The organism is Sphingopyxis sp. MC1, from assembly GCF_000371385.1.
Lineage (GTDB): Bacteria > Pseudomonadota > Alphaproteobacteria > Sphingomonadales > Sphingomonadaceae > Sphingopyxis > Sphingopyxis terrae.
Window position 1 is genome coordinate 109,240 of sequence record NZ_AOUN01000022.1, and the last position, 15,352, is coordinate 124,591.

Here is a 15,352-nt window from a genome sequence, read left to right on the forward strand (position 1 = left end):
CGCGGCGATTCGCGCCCTGAAGGGACGAAGATATGCCCGAAACGCATCGGCGCCCGGCGAGCAATCTGCCGCCGCTGTCGCTCCATATTCCCGAACCCCGCTATCGCCCCGGCGACACGCCCGACTTTGGCGATATCGATGTTCCGGCGGTCGAGGCGACCCCGCGTCCGGGCGAAGCGACCAAGCCCGATGCGATGCGCGATATGTGCTACGGCCTTGTCCGCGTGCTCGATTTTGACGGGCAGGCGAAGGGCGCGTGGGATCCGAAGCTCAGCGCCGAACGGTTGCGCGCGATGCTGCGCTACATGATGCTCGTCCGCGCCTTCGATGACCGCATGTTCCGCGCCCAGCGCCAGGGCAAAACCAGCTTTTACATGAAATGCACCGGCGAGGAGGCGACCTCGGTTGCCTCGACGATGGCGATCGACCGCGCCGATATGTGCTTTCCCAGCTACCGCCAGCAAGGCATCTTGATCGCGCGCGATTATCCGCTGATCCAGATGATGAACCAGATCTATTCGAACCGCGGCGACCATCTACTCGGGCGGCAATTGCCGATCATGTATTCGGCGCCCGAGCACGGGTTTTTCAGCGTTTCGGGCAATCTCGCGACGCAATATCCCCAAGCAGTCGGCTGGGCGATGGCATCGGCCTCGAAGGGCGACAGCCGCATCGCGACCGTGTGGTGCGGCGAAGGGTCGTCGGCCGAAGGCGATTTCCATTCGGCGCTGACCTTCGCGACCGTCTATAACGCGCCGGTCATCTTCAACGTCGTCAACAACCAGTGGGCGATTTCCAGCTTTTCGGGTTTTGCCGGGGGTGAGCGGACGACTTTTGCGGCGCGCGCCGTCGGCTATGGCATCGCCGGCCTGCGCGTCGACGGCAATGACCCGCTTGCCGTCTATGCCGCGACGCAATGGGCGGCTGACCGGGCGCGGACGAATAACGGTCCGACGCTGATCGAACATTTCACCTATCGCGCCGAAGGGCACAGCACCTCGGACGACCCGAGCGCCTATCGCGCCGCGCAGGAAGCGAGCGCCTGGCCGTTCGGCGATCCGATCGCGCGCCTGAAGCAGCATCTGATCGCGCTCGGCGAATGGGACGATACGCAGCATGATGCGCTGCGCGCCGAACTCGACGATCTGGTAAAGACGACGCAGAAGCAGTCGGAAAAGCTCGGGATTCTGGGTCACGGCATGCACCAGCCGTTCGAAACGATGTTTGAGGATGTCTTCGAGGAAATGCCTTGGCATCTCAAGGAGCAGTGCGATCAGATGCTGGCCGAACAGGAAAAGAAGTTCGGCCCCAATTGGAAGCCCGAATGATGGCCGGCGAAACCCAGACCAAGACGATGAACATGATCGAGGCGATCAACAGCGCCATGGACATCATGCTCGAACGCGACCCTAACACCGTCGTGATGGGTGAGGACGTTGGCTTTTTCGGCGGCGTCTTTCGCGCCACCGCGGGCCTGCAGAAAAAGCACGGCAAGACGCGTGTTTTCGATACCCCCATCAACGAATGCGGCATCATCGGCGTCGCCGTCGGCATGGGCGCTTATGGCCTGCGTCCGGTTCCCGAAATCCAGTTTGCCGACTATATCTACCCCGGGCTCGACCAACTCGTGAGCGAGGCGGCACGGCTGCGCTATCGTTCGGCGAACGATTTTATCTGCCCGATGACGGTGCGCACGCCGTTCGGTGGCGGCATTTTTGGCGGCCAGACGCACAGCCAGTCGCCCGAAAGCATCATGACGCATATCTGCGGCGTGAAGACGGTCATTCCGTCGAACCCCTATGATGCCAAGGGCCTGTTGATCGCAGCGATCGAGGATAACGACCCCGTCGTCTTCCTCGAACCCAAACGTATCTACAATGGCCCGTTCAGCGGCTATTACGACCGCCCGGTCGAACCCTGGTCGAAGCATGATGCGAGCGCGGTCCCCGAAGATTATTATCGCATCGAACTCGGCAAGGCGGCGACGGTACGCGCCGGCGAGGCGGTGACGGTGCTCGCCTATGGCACGATGGTCCACGTCGCCAAGACGGTGATCGAGGAGATGGGCGTCGACGCCGAAATCCTCGACCTGCGGACGCTGCTGCCGCTCGACATCGATGCGATCGAAACCTCGGTAAAGAAGACCGGGCGCTGCCTCATCATCCATGAAGCGACGCGCACCTCAGGCTTTGGCGCCGAACTGGCGGCGCTCGTTCAGGAACGCTGCTTCTATCATCTCGAGGCGCCGGTTGAGCGCGTGACGGGTTTCGACACGCCTTACCCCCACAGCCTCGAATGGGCTTATTTCCCCGGGCCGGTGCGCATCGCGACCGCGCTCGAAAAGATCATGAAGGATTGACCGCCATGGCTCGCTATTCATTTCGCCTGCCCGACATTGGCGAGGGCATCGCCGAGGCCGAGATTGTCGCCTGGCACGTCAAGATCGGCGAGCGCGTCGAGGAGGACGCCCAACTGGCCGACATGATGACCGACAAGGCGACGGTCGAAATGGAATCGCCCGTGTCGGGGGTCGTTGTCGAACTCGCCGGTGACGTCGGCGACATGGTTTCGATCGGCTCGACGCTGGCGGTGATCGAAACCGACGGCGAAGCCGCGGTCGAAGACATGATCGCCGAAGAGGAATTCGAAGAGGACATCGCGGCCGAAACGCCGGGCGTCGAAGAGGCTGCGGTGGCGGAAGCGCCGCCGTCCCTCCAAGCCGCCCGCCCGGAGCCTGTCGAAGCGCCGCCCTTGTCTTCCACCGTTGAAAAGAAGGACGGGGCTTCGACAAGCCCAGCCCGAACGGAACAGGGTAGAGCCATCCTCGCATCGCCGGCCGTTCGCGCTCGGGCGAAGGATTTGGGCATCGATCTGGGGCAGGTCCATTCCGATGGCGAGCGGATTCGTCATGCCGATCTCGACGCATTCCTCCGCTACAGCGGCGGGCAGGGCTATCACGCCCCGGGCGCCAGCCGCGCCCGCGCCGACGAACCGGTCAAGGTCATCGGCATGCGCCGCAAGATCGCCGAGAATATGGCGGCGTCGAAGCGCGCGATCCCGCACTTCACCTATGTCGAGGAAATGGACGTCACCGCGCTCGAAGCGATGCGCGCCGACCTCAACGCCAATCGCGGCGGCCGGCCGAAGCTCACGATGCTGCCGTTCCTGATCGTCGCGATCTGCCGCACGATTCCCGAATTTCCCATGATCAACGCGCGTTACGACGACGAAGCGGGTGTTGTGACGCGGCATGGTGCCGTCCATCTCGGCATGGCGACGCAGACCGATGCCGGACTGATGGTCCCGGTGATCCGCGACGCACAGGACAAGAATGTGTGGCAGCTCGCGAGCGAAATCGGCCGGTTGGCGGAGGCCGCACGCACGGGCAAGGCGAAGGTAGAGGAGCTGACGGGCGGAACCCTGACGGTCACCTCGCTCGGCCCGCTCGGCGGTATCGCAACGACGCCGGTGATCAACCGGCCCGAAGTCGCGATCATCGGCCCGAACAAGATCGTCGAACGCCCGGTTTTCGACGGCGACGACATCCGCCGCGCCAAGCTGATGAACCTGTCGATCAGTTGCGACCACCGCGTTGTCGATGGCTGGGACGCCGCAAGCTATGTGCAGGCGCTCAAGAAGCTGATCGAGACGCCGGTTCTGCTGTTCGCGGACTGAGTCTATGTCGTCATTGCGAGGAGCTTCGCTGCGCTCGCAATGACGGCTATCCAAGCGGCGTTACAATCCCAGCCCGGCAAAGCTCGTCTGGTCGAACTTCAGCTTGAAGGTCACATAGGCGCCCGAGCGGGCGAAGCGCGCGTCCTCGAAATCGCGGTCGTGGAAGCCCGCGAAATTATAACCGAAGGTGACATTCGCATTGGCCATCGGCGCGAGGGTTAGCGTCGGGCCGGCGGCCCAGGCGACGGTATCGCCGCCGGTTCCGACGCGAACGCTGCCCGAGGCGCCGACATCGACATGCTCACCCAGATTGAAGCGGAAGTCGGCGCCGAACATGTTCGACCAGCCCTTGACGTCATCGGCGCCGAAGCGGTCGAAATTATAGCGCGTGCCCCAGAAGAAACCGAATTCGCCGCGTTCATACCATAGCCGGTCGCCGTCGCGCCGATCGCCGCGATCACCGAGCGGCGACCAGTTGACCGACAGGCTGTTGATGACGCGGCGGCTGGTTGCGTCGCCATCGATTGTCAGCGCCGCGCCGCCGATCGGCCCGGCCTGACCCGCGACTGCATCGCGCACCTTGTCCGAACGGACTTCGGTCTTGTTGAGCCAGGACAGCCGCGAATCGGCGGGACGATGCGCCCAGCTGAGTTCGAACTGGATCACTTCGGTCGACGGCGTGGTGCCGGCACCGCTGGCCTTCGCATAGGTGAAGAGCGCACCGAGCGCCCGGCCTTCGCCAAGCTGGCGCAGCCCGCCGAGCGTGAGGCCATAGCGATTGGCAAGCTCGCCATCGCGATATTCGGCGCGACCCGTGATCGTCCAGCGGTCGGCGCGATAGGTGGCGCCGGTGCTGACCGCCACGAAATCCTCGGTCAGCGCACCGTTGCCCGCGAGGAAGCCTCCCGACGCAGCAGGCTGGCCGGCATTCAGGACATCGCCCGCGGGGATGCCGCCCAGGGTGCGGTTGCCATCCACCGAGAGATCGACCGACCAGCTCTCGCCGAGCCGCAGCGACTGCGACAGGCCATAGGCCGCAAAGCTGCGCGGGCCATATTCGCTGATATCCTGCTGGTTGGCGGTCGCGAGCAGGCGTGCCCCGGCCCACGGCGCGAGGTCGAAGCCCAGCCGCGCGGTGCGGGCCTTCACGCTGCTGCCATCGGCGATTTCGTAGCTGCCGACCAGATTGATATCGCGCGTGATCGCGAACCGCGCGCCGAGCCGCTGACGGGTCGGGAAATCGACGCTTGCATCCTGTCCGCCCAAGGCAAATTCGCTCTGCGCATCGAGTTCGAGGCGCTTGTCGAACAGCCGCTGCGTCGCACCGAGCTGAACGATGTCGGATTTGTTCGTGCTGCCGTCGCTGAGCCGGTCGTCGGCGTGGGTCAGTCCGGCGCGGAGCAGCGTGGTGCCATTGTCATATTCGACCAGCGCGCGCGCTGCCCGGCGGCGGGCATCGGTGTCGAGATAATCTTCCTGCCACGCGCTGCCCGTCACCGAAAGCTGGCGTCCAACGCGCAGCCGTCCGTCGAAGCCGAACTTGCGCGTGCCGTTTTCGCTGCTGCTGATCTGACCGGTGCCGAATCCGCTTTCCTGTTCGCGGACATAGGCCAGAAAGTCGGCGCTGCTGCTGTGATGCTCGGCCTCGATCAGCCACGCCTTCGCGGTTCTGGGGGCGCTGCTGTTGCTGCTGCCTGCCTTGCGGTTGGCGTCGCTGACCGCGATTTCGGCGCGAACCTCGGTATCGGTATCGGGCCGGAAGCGCGCATCGACGCCGCCGAGGTTGGTTTTGCGGTCATTATCCTCGTCGTGGATCAGCGTCGCGCCGACGCGCAGCCGGTCGTCGTCGCTGCGATAGCTCACCCGGCCACCGGCATTGAGTACGCGTTCGCCGACGCCATCGACCTCATATTCGGCGACGATAAACTGCGGATCTAGCGCCGAGGACCGGCTGAGCACCGGTTCGCGAAAGCGCAGCGTGCCCGCGACATAGTCGATGTCATAGTCGATGTTGCGCGTCAGCGTCTTGCTGTCGACGATGCGTTCGCTGTGCAGCCGGTCGCGCGTTTCGATCGTGATGCGGTCGCTGTTCGGCAGAATGTTCCGCGCAGCGAGCTGATAGGGGCCGGTCAGGCCGTTGCCCTGAATCTCGTCGCGGCGGAAGCGGTAGGGCGTATCGGCGGCGAAGGCCGTCGCGGCGAGGTTGCGCCCGCGATACTCCGCCTTGGCACCGTTGAGCGCGCGCTGATAGCGGGCGAGCTGCGGCTCCGAAATGCCCGTCTCGAAATCGCCGAACATCGCATAGAATTGCGGCCGTTCGAGCCGCAGATAGAGCTTGCGAACCGATGCGGCATCATAGCGCGTCTCGTTGCGGTCGGCGTAGATGGTGTAATAGGCGCGCGGATCGATCACGCCGCCAAAGCGCGCGTCGTCCTGTTCCTTGTCGCTGTCATAGGCCAGCGTCATCAGCCATTTGCCCTGGATGCGGCCCTTGGCATAGAGCGCGAGCCGGGCGTCGGCGTTGAGGTCGTCGAGCTTCTCCGCGACCGCTTCCATACGGTCGTCCAGCGTATTGTAGCCGAGCGTTCCAGCCGCAAAGCCCACCACCGTCCACGGGCGATTGCCCGGATCGAGCCAGGTTTCGATCGTCTGCTGGCGCTCGACCTTGGTGTCGCGAAAGCGGAAATCGATCGTCAGTGTTCCCGAAGCGGTCGTCGGTTCGAGCTCGATGAAGGCCAGCCCGTCGTCGCCTTCGGTCTTCCAGACCGGCTGCGCGCGTTCGAGCCCGGCAAGCTGGCGCGCCTGCTGCGCTTCGGCCTCGACCGCCGGGTAATAGGGTGCGGGGACGCTGAAATCGCCCGTCAGTCCCGCGCGGATCGGCTTGCCGTCGCGATCGGTCAGACGCACCGCGATCACCGGGCGCGTGACACCGTCCGCCACAAGCACCGATTTGTCGCGCACCAGCGTCGCGCGCATCGGCGTGATCGAATAATGGACATTGCGCTGGATCGTCTGCACTGGCGCGCCGTTCGCATCCTCGACCTTTGCTTCGAGGCGATTCTCACCCTCGGCAATCTCGATCCCGCGCCAGACGCTGACGGCGACGCTCCCGTCGGCCGACTTGCTGACGCCCTCGAAATTGAGCGCATTGACCGGCTTGCCATTGATGCTGAGCGTCACGCGCTGCCCCGGCATATGCTTGACAGCGGCGCGGATCGACTTGGCGCGCGGATTATGATCGGGTTCAGGAAAGATCCAACCGATGCCCGGTGCCTGGCCGGCAAGCCAGTCGCGATTGGCGCCTGCGGCTTCGGGGTCGCTCAACACTTTGCGGGTTTCGGCAGCGCTGGTCGCCGGAGCGGCGCGCGGCGCGCTTATCGCGGCGCGGAAATCGGCGCGCTTCAGCGAACCGCCGCGACCTTCGACGAAGCGCGAGATCGCACTGCCGGCATCGACGGTCGAGCGGGCGCAATCGACCGGCGCGCGATCGAGCGGAAGGGTCGAAGGATCGATCTGGACGACGTGCAGGCCGGGGCGAACGCCTTCGAAATGATAGCGCCCATCCTCGTCGGTGACGGTGTAGCTGCCGTCCTGGAGCATCACGCGGACGCCGCCGATTCCGCGCGCCTTGCCCGGGTCGACGGCGCAGCCGCCGTCGGTGATACGGCCGATGATCGTCATACGGTCGCCAAGCTGGTCGCGTTTGATCGCGATCGTCGCTTCGGCGACATTGCTGACGGTCCCGCGGTTGTCCTGCGCCGTCGCGCGATTGAGCGCGCTGCCCGGCTGCGCCGAAACGGTGACTTCGGCGACATAGGTCAGCAGCACCGACGCCGAGGGCGCAATTGCGGGGAGGGCGACGCTGAAGCTGCGCCCGTCGGCTGCGACGGTCGGGTCGACGCGCGTGCCGTCGATGCGGACCGTATCGGCGCGAAGGCGCATCCCGGCCGGCAATTGATCGCCGACCGTCACCGCACCGGTCGTCCGCCGCGCATCGCGGTTCGACACCGTAATGCGATACTGGACGACATCGCCAGGCACCGCGACCTGCGTCGAAGTCGTCTTGGCGATCACCAATGGCTGGCCGGGCTGATCGACGGGAATATCGACCCGCACCGGGGCAGGGCTGGAAAGCGTGAAGGCGCGGCTGTAGCTCGCGTCGGTGATGGTGAAGGGCTGACCGTCATCGGGACGGCGCAAGCTGGCAAGATCCGCAGGGCTGGAAGCCGAAGGCGCGGTGTAAGGCGCGGGCGGTTCGACGAGCAGTCGATAGGTGCCGGGCGCCACGAACGGAAAGCGATAGTCGCCCGCGGGGAAGGTATAGACCGTGCCTCCGCTGTCGGTGACGTTTTGCCCGGTAACGACCGTGGACGGGTAGGAGGAGGTTCCGTCGTCGCCGAACACCTGCGCCGGCTGGCCGGTTGCTGCGTCGATCAGCGTGACGCGGCTGCCCGCGACGGGCGAACCATCGCCGCTGTCGAAGACGATGCCGAAGGGATCGACCAGAAAGTCGATTGTCGCGATGGCGACGAGGCTCGCATTGGCGCGATCGGTGACGCGGACCTGGATCGGCGCGCCCGGCGCGACCGACAGGCGGCAATCGCCGGCAACCACGGCGGGCGGAACGCCGATCGTGTTGATGATACCCACGAATTCGCCGCTGTTTGGTGCGGTTTCGGTCAGCGTGATCTGTTCATGATCGCCATTCTGCAAGTCGATGCTGACGGGCAGCAGGTCGCGCTGCGCCGGATCGGTATTTGCGGAGGCGAGGGTGACCCCGACGACAAGCATTTCGCCCGCGCGGAAGCTGGCGGTGCTCTGCAGCGACGCCGGGTTGGTCGGAAGGCCGGCATAGGGTCCGGCAAGCTGGATGAGTTGGCCCGCGCTTGCGGCGCTCAGGCCCTGGGCGGCGATGATCGACCCGCCGCAGGGGGTCGGAACGACCGGCACCGATTTGTTGCCGCCGCTGTCGACCAGGCGGTAGGTGCTGATGACCGGCTGATCGGGCGGCCTTGCAACCACCGTCACATCGACGCGATTGGAGAGGGTTTGCGCCGCGCCGCCGCTGCCCGCCCACTGCGCCGATGCGGTATTCGAAATCACCTGCGCATGCGCCGCGGGTGCCGCAGGCAGCAGGGCTGCCGCGACCAGGGCGGTCACATAGGAGAGGGTTTTCGAGCCGAAGATCATTGCCGGTCCTGAAGGGGACGGTGCCGCGCCGTGCGCGCCGCCGCCCCCTTCGCTGGTCCTGTCAGTTGACGGTCGCGCGGAACAACAGGGTGCGCGTGTCGCCCGCGGCCACCGTCGCAACGGTGCCCGACACGACCGGCGCGGCATAGTTGGTCCCTGCCGCGACGCCGTCGGTGTTGCAGGTGCCTGCCGTAGCCGTGCCGTTGACCCGCGCCGAACCGACGACATAGGTCAACTGCGTCGGGACGCTGTCGTTGATTGCGACCGACGTGGCGCTGGCACCGCCCGCGGCGTTGGCGACGAGGATGCAATATTCCACCGTCGCGCCCGGGATCAGCTTCGGATTCGTCGTTCCGTTGAACGGATCGTCGACCACGCGGCTGGTCTTGGTTACAGTGAGTGTCGCGGTCTTGACCGTATAATCGTCGGCGGCGCTATGCGACGCGTCGCGATTGGCGTCATTCACCCCGGCGACGTCCGCAAAGACAGTGTCCTTGGCGGCCGTATTGGCCCCGGCAGTCTGCGTAATCGCGGCGCCCTGCGTGCCCGAAGCCCCACCTTCGCGTGCCGTCGCGCGCAGCTGGACGCCCGCAACAGCACCGGTGGAAAGACCGGCCGGGACGTCGGCGACGACGAACAGCCGGATCGGCGTATCGGTTGCAAGCTCGTCGATATAGGTGACGAGCGTATCGGCCGCATCGAAGCTGCCGACCGTACCCGACGATATATTGTCGCGGTAGATGCGGACGTTGCTCACATCGAAGCTGTCGGTGCCGCCATGCGCAGCCGTCCCGCCAGCGATCTGGCTGGCCGTCAGTGCGAAATCGAGCACTTCGTTCGACGTATTCGTCAACTGGAACGTCGTGACGGCATTGCTTTGCCCCGGCACGACCTCGGTCGTGACGCTGCCCACTTCTTCGACAAGCAGATTGATCTTGCGGTCGACGACAAAGCTGTTCGACGCGGTCTGCTGGCCCTGTGCGACGCCGCCGACCTGATAGTCGACGGTGACGTTATTCGTAATGGTGGTGCCCGCGGTCGTGCCGGCCGCATAGGCCGGGCTGGCAGCGATCAACGCGATCGCTGTCATTCCGATGGCGCCCACATAAGTCAGCTTGCTGGTCATAGCTGAACTCCAGGCTTGTTCGGTCCCCTATTGCCCCACCGCCGGTGACCTTTAAGCGGTTATGATCAGAGGGTTATTTTACGACCCCCCTGAAGATGAGCTTGCCGGTCGCTCCTGCCGGGATCGGCTTCTGGAACGCCCAGCGAACGTGTGTGACATCGGCGGGCTGCGCCGGGCGGCGCGTTCCGTCGGCCATCGGCACGGTGAGATCGGCGAGCTGTCCCCACATCTTGCCGCCATCGACCGAGACGAGCGGCGGCGTATCGCCGGCGCCCGCAAAACGGACCGCTGAGGGCATCGGATTGGTGATGACGAACTTGTCGGCAGGCTGCGCGCCCGCGTTGCGATAGTTGAGCACGAAGACCAGCCGGTCGCCAGGAACGACGACCTTCGGTTCCTCGAGCAGGACGCGCTGCTTGCCGGCCGCGTCGGTCGTCACCCGCTCGACGAAGACATTATTGTCGAGCGCGACTTGGTTGGCGGCGAACGCCTGTGCCGGTGCGAGGGCGGCGATCAGAAGGAAAAGAGCCTTGCGCATGCGAATCTCCATCAGTCGATCTTGGTTTTGAAGGTAACGGTGCGGGTCTGGCCGCCCGCGACGGTGCCGAGCTGCACGCGGATCCGCGTGCCGTTGTAGTCGCCGGCATCGGCGTCGCTCGCATCGCTCAGTGGTGCGCCGCCAAGAGTGATCGAACCGGTGACATAGGATGTGTCGGCCGGAATATTGTCGGTGATCGCAAGACCGCTGACCGACCCCGTGCCGGCGACCGTCGCGGTGATCGTGTAGGTGATCGTCGCGCCCGGAACGGGCTCGCTGCCGCCGAACGGATCGGCGATGACCGCCGATTTGACGAGCGTGACGGTGGCCGCCGACACCTTGTAGGCGCCATTGTCCTGCCCGTCAGCGCCGGTTGAACCGACGACCGCATCGCCGCCGCCCTGGCCCTGGCCCGCGAAGGTGGTGCCCGGGGCGCCGGTGCCGGTCTTGGCCGCCGCGACCAGCGTCACGATGCCGCGATCATTGTCGGCGACCGTCCCCGGCGTCGTCGCAACGACGAAAATGCACGCGCTCTGGTCGGGGTTGAGCACCGGATCGTTCGACCCGGCGGTATAGAGCGTGTCGGTGGCGGGATCGAAGATGCCGTCGCCATTGTCGATATAGATGCCGGTGATGGTCGGGTCGTAATTGTCGCCGCCGACATTGGCGATCGTGCTGAGCCCGAAGGCTTCCTGCCCGTTGCCGGTGTTGGTCACAGTGAACGTAAGCAGCTGGTTGGTCCCGCCGGGCGTCGTTGCGACATCCGACGGGTTGTTTGAGGCAACCGTCACGTCGAGCAGCTCGTCGACGCGCAGGTTGACCGTGTTCGAATCGATCGTCTGCGTCCCCGCTCCGTTGTCGAAGCTGGCGCTGGCGGTGTTGCTGATGGTTGATCCGGCTACCGTACCGGCGGCATGCGCCTGCATCGGCAGGGCGAGCGCGCAAAGCAACAGGGCGGAATAAGAGGGTCGAAGAAGCTGATGCTTCGCGCCCCCCACAGGCGCTTTCATCATCGAATTGGCTCCATAATTGCTGGTCCTTGGGAGCCGTCCTCGCGGAAAAAGGGTAATTTCTGGTTAAAATGGTGAAAATACTCGGCCTTTTGTCCTAAATGGGGACAGGGCAATAATGGCGCACCATTGGGCCAATCCATTCGGGCGCCACTGGCGCCGACGCCAAAGTGCGCCTAAGAGGATCGGGTTCAACGGGAGCGATCGACGCAATGGAGGACAGCGAGCACCCGAAGGTGCCACCCTTGCTCAAAGACGCAGCGCAACGCGTTGAGATCGATGATTTTCGTCGGGACCGGTTGCTCGCGGCGCTGACGCTTATCATTGGTGCGGCCTTCTGCCTGGGGCTGCCCTTCGCGCTGCAGGCCGGCGCCGAATTCTTCCTGCCGCTCACCGCGGCGATCGTCGTTTCCATTGCCCTCGTTCCGCTGCTCGAATGGCTCGAACGGCGCCGCGTTCCGTCGGCGCTGGCGGCCTTTCTGGCGCTCTCGAGCTTCCTGATGCTGGTCAACGCGGCGCTGGCGATCATCGTCGTTCCGGCGACGGGCTGGTTCGCGCGCATCCCCGAATCGATCCCGCGCATCCAGAGCAATCTCGCGCCGGTGATCGATTTCTATTCGACCTTGCAGAAATTCGTCGACCGCACGTTGACCTCGGTCGCGAGCGGGTCCGAAGCGACCGCGCAGGCCATGGCCGCCACCGCGCCAACCTCGGTCGTCGACTATTTCATCTCGGCCGCGCCCGCGGCGGCGGTGCAGCTTCTCTTCGCGGTACTCGTGATCTTCTTCTTCCTGGCCGGATGGACGCGGCTGCGGCGCAGCACGATCCGGCGGCGCGGCAGCTTCGACGGCGCGATGCAGACCGCGCGCGTGATCCAGAATGTCGTCGATGCGACTGCCGACTATCTCGCGACGATCACGATGATCAACGCGCTGCTGGGACTGATCGTCTCGCTGTTGCTGTGGGCGCTTGGCATGCCGTCGCCCTTCATGTGGGGCGGCATCGTCTCGCTGTGCAATTTCGTGCCCTATCTCGGGCCGATCGTCGCCGCGATGCTCCTGGGTCTCGGCGGGCTGATGACCTTCGATGCGGTGGGGGTGGCACTGTTGCCCGCCGTCATCTTCATCGGGGTGCATCTGGTCGAGGCCAATCTGATCACGCCGCTCGTGCTGGGGCGGCGGCTGACCGTCAATCCGCTGCTGATTCTCGTCTCGCTCAGCTTCTGGGGATGGGTGTGGGGGACGCCGGGCGCGCTGCTCGCGGTGCCGCTGCTCCTGATCGTGCAGACCGTCCTGGCCTCGACCGGCACCCCCGATCTTGCCGGTTTCCTTTTCGAACATGGGACGCTCACCGCGACCGAAGAGATGCGCGAGCGATTAAATCGAAAAGAGTTTGATCGGGACGGTTGACAGGTCGGGGCGAGGGCAATATTGGCGCGGCTCCCAAGCGCAAGCGGGTGTAGCTCAGTTGGTTAGAGCGCCGGCCTGTCACGCCGGAGGTCGCGGGTTCGAGCCCCGTCACTCGCGCCACTTGCCCTGAATTTCGGCAGGTGGCGCCTCCTTCAATCCTTGGTTTGGGTCGCTTCCGTCTTTCGCGAATATATCGGATATTCGATCGCACCGGCCTTCTGCCGGGCAAGCTCCACCGACGCCATATCGAACCCGTCGGGGATGGCGAACTGCTCCGGCGCATCGCAGACTTGCGCAATGCCGAAACGCCGCTGCATGACGTCCTGAAATTCGGTGAGATTGCCGATCGGGGCATCGCAGCGCAGCCGGCCTCGCTGATAATCGGCCGCTGCACCTGCGATGGCGAGCAGCGTGATTGCACCGTCCGTATCGCCGGTCTTTTCGCGTAGCCACGCGAGTTCGGGCATCAGCAACCAACGCAGCGGATAGGCGGACGTCTCGCTTGCCAGCGGCTCGAGCAAGCGCCGCGCCCCGGCATAATCGCGTCCGGCCACGGCAGCATAAGCGCGGGTGATCACCGCATCGGTCGCCGCGTCGCCAGTCCGCTCGGCGCGCCGGAAATATTCGGCGACAAGGACATAGCGGACGCAATCGGCGCACGCTGTCCTGTCCCAGTCGGGCATGGGGACATCGGCCTGCGGATAAAAGAGAATGTCGGCGATCTTCGCGCTCGGCAATTCGCGCCGGCAATCGGTCGAAATCAGCCAGCTTCGCGCATCGCGCGTCACCTCGATCGTCGACCCGGCATAGTCGAAGGGGCAGGGCGGAACCTCGCTTTTGCTGCGGTGCGCCGTCAGCCCCATCTGTTCGAGTTGCAGACAGGGATCGGCAAGCAGGCGATCGAGTTCCGCCGCCGCCGCCGGAAGCAGGCGGCCGCGCTGGACGCGGCGGCTCTTGTCGGGGGCGGGCTTGACCTGCTCGATCATGAAACCATAGGCCGCATCGGGCTCTTCGAACAATTCGGGGGGCGGCGGGGGCGGTGGCACGGGCGCCAGCGTCCCATGATCGACGCGCAAGACTTGCCATGCCCCGGCCGCGTCGCGCCACAGGGTGCTGACGGTCGAAAAGCGGATATCCTGCGTGATGCTTGAACCGATCACGCCGCGCAGCATGATCGTTGCGCCGCTGCTACCCGGTTGCGTATCGGGATCGGGCGCCCCGGCCCATTCTTCGAACCTTGCCCGATAGTCCGGCGTGGCCAGGCCGTCGGGCGTCAGGGCGGCAAGATCATAGCCTTTGGCAGCGGCGGGGCACGCCTTGACGAGCGCCTTCACCTGCTTGCGCAGGCCGTCATCACGCGCCGCCGCCGGGGTGCTCGCCAAAATCAGCGACAGGACAGCCGCCGTTCCCATAAATACCCGCATCGCGCCTGCCTCCCCAATGGTGCGCGCAGGCTATCGAATAATCGGGCGGTGCCAATCCCTATTGTGGGGCGCGCCAGCGCCCGGTTTCCATCCAGCACAGCAGTGGCCGCAGCGGCAGCACCCATACCCAGGCGATCCCCGCGACCAGATAGAAAATCGCCTGCACCAGCACCGGCCAGCCGCCGACCCACGGCGAGAGGCTGACGACGGCCGCCGCCCACGCCGTGATCAGCGCCAAGATCAGAAGGATGCCGGTCGGCTTGCGCCAGCTTGGCTGCGGATCGGCGGGGGGCTCGCTCACAATCGGTCTCCGGTGATGATATATTCCTGCTCGGTCAGGACCGCATCGAGCAAAATGTCGGTTTGTTCAATGGGAACAGTGTCAACTTCCTGCACCGACCAGCCGATCCCGATACGCGGAACCGCCGGATTTTCGGCAAAGAACCGGTCATAATGCCCGCCTCCCTGGCCGAGACGGCCGCCGTGGCGGTCGAAACCGACGAGCGGGCAGAGGATGATGTAGGGATGCGCGATTTCGGCACTTTCGGGCGGCTGGGGCGATCCCCACGGCCCTTTTCGAAGCGCATCGCCATCGTCCGATATCCGAAAGGTCATGGCGGCCGTGCGGTCTGCGTGATGCGGCAGCGCGATGCGCCGGCCATCCAGCAGCAGCAGCGGGCGGATATCGGGTTCGTCGCCCCACGGTGCATAGGCGCCGACGACAGGGCTGGCATCGAGCAGCTTGCGGAGCGTGTCGGGAACGGCGCGAAAGGCAGCGAGCCGCCCCATCGGGTCGAGATTGGCGACGAAATGGCGTCGGCGAAAACGCAATCGTTCGCGCAGCGCCTGTTTCTGCGAAGCGAGGTTGGGCGTCATGCGGGCCGGGCCTCCTTCAAAGCCTGTCGGGTTGGCGGGACCACCATGGGTCGGTTTCCGGAAGATCCTCTGACGCCAGTAACGTCAGGTGGGGGCCATGTACG

General features: G+C 65.1%; 11 protein-coding genes and 1 tRNA gene. 5 read left to right on the forward strand and 7 right to left on the reverse strand.

The window, feature by feature from the left end:
• Positions 1–32 precede the first annotated feature (32 nt).
• Genes EBMC1_RS16520 through EBMC1_RS16530 form a run of 3 tightly spaced genes read left to right on the forward strand, consistent with a single transcriptional unit; the run spans position 33 to position 3,675 of the window.
• Complete coding sequence (locus EBMC1_RS16520; RefSeq protein ID WP_003051492.1) at positions 33–1,328, forward strand: 3-methyl-2-oxobutanoate dehydrogenase (2-methylpropanoyl-transferring) subunit alpha; 1,296 nt, start codon at positions 33–35, stop codon at positions 1,326–1,328.
• Positions 1,329–1,354: 26 nt separating this feature from the next.
• Positions 1,355–2,359, forward strand: coding sequence for an alpha-ketoacid dehydrogenase subunit beta (locus tag EBMC1_RS16525; RefSeq protein ID WP_003051495.1), 1,005 nt, complete (start codon positions 1,355–1,357; stop codon positions 2,357–2,359).
• A 5-nt stretch (positions 2,360–2,364) separates the two neighbouring features.
• The gene (locus EBMC1_RS16530; protein WP_003051498.1) at positions 2,365–3,675 is read left to right on the forward strand and encodes a dihydrolipoamide acetyltransferase family protein; all 1,311 of its coding nucleotides are present in this window, start codon (positions 2,365–2,367) and stop codon (positions 3,673–3,675) included.
• Between the two features lie 60 nt (positions 3,676–3,735).
• Here the strand turns inward: EBMC1_RS16530 and EBMC1_RS16535 are convergent, their stop codons facing one another.
• The 4 genes from EBMC1_RS16535 to EBMC1_RS16550 form a co-directional block, all read right to left on the reverse strand.
• The gene (locus tag EBMC1_RS16535; protein WP_003051501.1) at positions 3,736–8,865 is read right to left on the reverse strand and encodes a DUF11 domain-containing protein; all 5,130 of its coding nucleotides are present in this window, start codon (positions 8,863–8,865) and stop codon (positions 3,736–3,738) included.
• Between the two features lie 61 nt (positions 8,866–8,926).
• Positions 8,927–9,991, reverse strand: coding sequence for a DUF11 domain-containing protein (locus EBMC1_RS16540; RefSeq protein WP_003051505.1), 1,065 nt, complete (start codon positions 9,989–9,991; stop codon positions 8,927–8,929).
• Positions 9,992–10,064: 73 nt separating this feature from the next.
• The gene (locus EBMC1_RS16545) at positions 10,065–10,529 is read right to left on the reverse strand and encodes a hypothetical protein (RefSeq protein WP_120649328.1); all 465 of its coding nucleotides are present in this window, start codon (positions 10,527–10,529) and stop codon (positions 10,065–10,067) included.
• Positions 10,530–10,540: 11 nt separating this feature from the next.
• Positions 10,541–11,542 (reverse strand): DUF11 domain-containing protein, encoded by a 1,002-nt coding sequence (locus tag EBMC1_RS16550; protein WP_003051515.1) that lies wholly within the window; start codon positions 11,540–11,542, stop codon positions 10,541–10,543.
• Positions 11,543–11,751: 209 nt separating this feature from the next.
• Here EBMC1_RS16550 and EBMC1_RS16555 point away from each other — a divergent pair, with 209 nt between their 5' ends.
• Together EBMC1_RS16555 and EBMC1_RS16560 are read left to right on the forward strand one after the other, a co-directional pair.
• Complete coding sequence (locus tag EBMC1_RS16555) at positions 11,752–12,948, forward strand: AI-2E family transporter (protein WP_003051517.1); 1,197 nt, start codon at positions 11,752–11,754, stop codon at positions 12,946–12,948.
• A 43-nt stretch (positions 12,949–12,991) separates the two neighbouring features.
• Positions 12,992–13,068: transfer RNA gene (locus EBMC1_RS16560), tRNA-Asp, on the forward strand.
• Positions 13,069–13,100: 32 nt separating this feature from the next.
• Here EBMC1_RS16560 and EBMC1_RS16565 read toward each other — a convergent pair.
• From EBMC1_RS16565 to EBMC1_RS16575, 3 genes are read right to left on the reverse strand one after another with little or no spacing between them, the layout of a single operon-like run.
• Positions 13,101–14,372, reverse strand: a complete 1,272-nt coding sequence (locus EBMC1_RS16565; RefSeq protein WP_156001416.1) for a hypothetical protein — start codon at positions 14,370–14,372, stop codon at positions 13,101–13,103.
• A 58-nt stretch (positions 14,373–14,430) separates the two neighbouring features.
• Positions 14,431–14,673, reverse strand: coding sequence for a DUF2842 domain-containing protein (locus tag EBMC1_RS16570; protein ID WP_003051523.1), 243 nt, complete (start codon positions 14,671–14,673; stop codon positions 14,431–14,433).
• Positions 14,670–15,248: a 5-formyltetrahydrofolate cyclo-ligase gene (locus EBMC1_RS16575; RefSeq protein ID WP_003051530.1), complete on the reverse strand. Its 579-nt coding sequence runs from the start codon at positions 15,246–15,248 to the stop codon at positions 14,670–14,672. The genes EBMC1_RS16570 and EBMC1_RS16575 overlap by 4 nt, the downstream gene beginning before the upstream one ends.
• Positions 15,249–15,352: the final 104 nt, after the last annotated feature.

Coding starts and splice junctions, on each gene's coding strand:
- EBMC1_RS16520 (WP_003051492.1), top strand. CDS start 33: ATGCCCGAAACGCATCGGCGCCCGGCGAGCAATCTGCCGCCGCTGTCG.
- EBMC1_RS16525 (WP_003051495.1), top strand. CDS start 1,355: ATGAACATGATCGAGGCGATCAACAGCGCCATGGACATCATGCTCGAA.
- EBMC1_RS16530 (WP_003051498.1), top strand. CDS start 2,365: ATGGCTCGCTATTCATTTCGCCTGCCCGACATTGGCGAGGGCATCGCC.
- EBMC1_RS16535 (WP_003051501.1), bottom strand. CDS start 8,865: ATGATCTTCGGCTCGAAAACCCTCTCCTATGTGACCGCCCTGGTCGCG.
- EBMC1_RS16540 (WP_003051505.1), bottom strand. CDS start 9,991: ATGACCAGCAAGCTGACTTATGTGGGCGCCATCGGAATGACAGCGATC.
- EBMC1_RS16545 (WP_120649328.1), bottom strand. CDS start 10,529: ATGCGCAAGGCTCTTTTCCTTCTGATCGCCGCCCTCGCACCGGCACAG.
- EBMC1_RS16550 (WP_003051515.1), bottom strand. CDS start 11,542: ATGATGAAAGCGCCTGTGGGGGGCGCGAAGCATCAGCTTCTTCGACCC.
- EBMC1_RS16555 (WP_003051517.1), top strand. CDS start 11,752: ATGGAGGACAGCGAGCACCCGAAGGTGCCACCCTTGCTCAAAGACGCA.
- EBMC1_RS16565 (WP_156001416.1), bottom strand. CDS start 14,372: ATGCGGGTATTTATGGGAACGGCGGCTGTCCTGTCGCTGATTTTGGCG.
- EBMC1_RS16575 (WP_003051530.1), bottom strand. CDS start 15,248: ATGACGCCCAACCTCGCTTCGCAGAAACAGGCGCTGCGCGAACGATTG.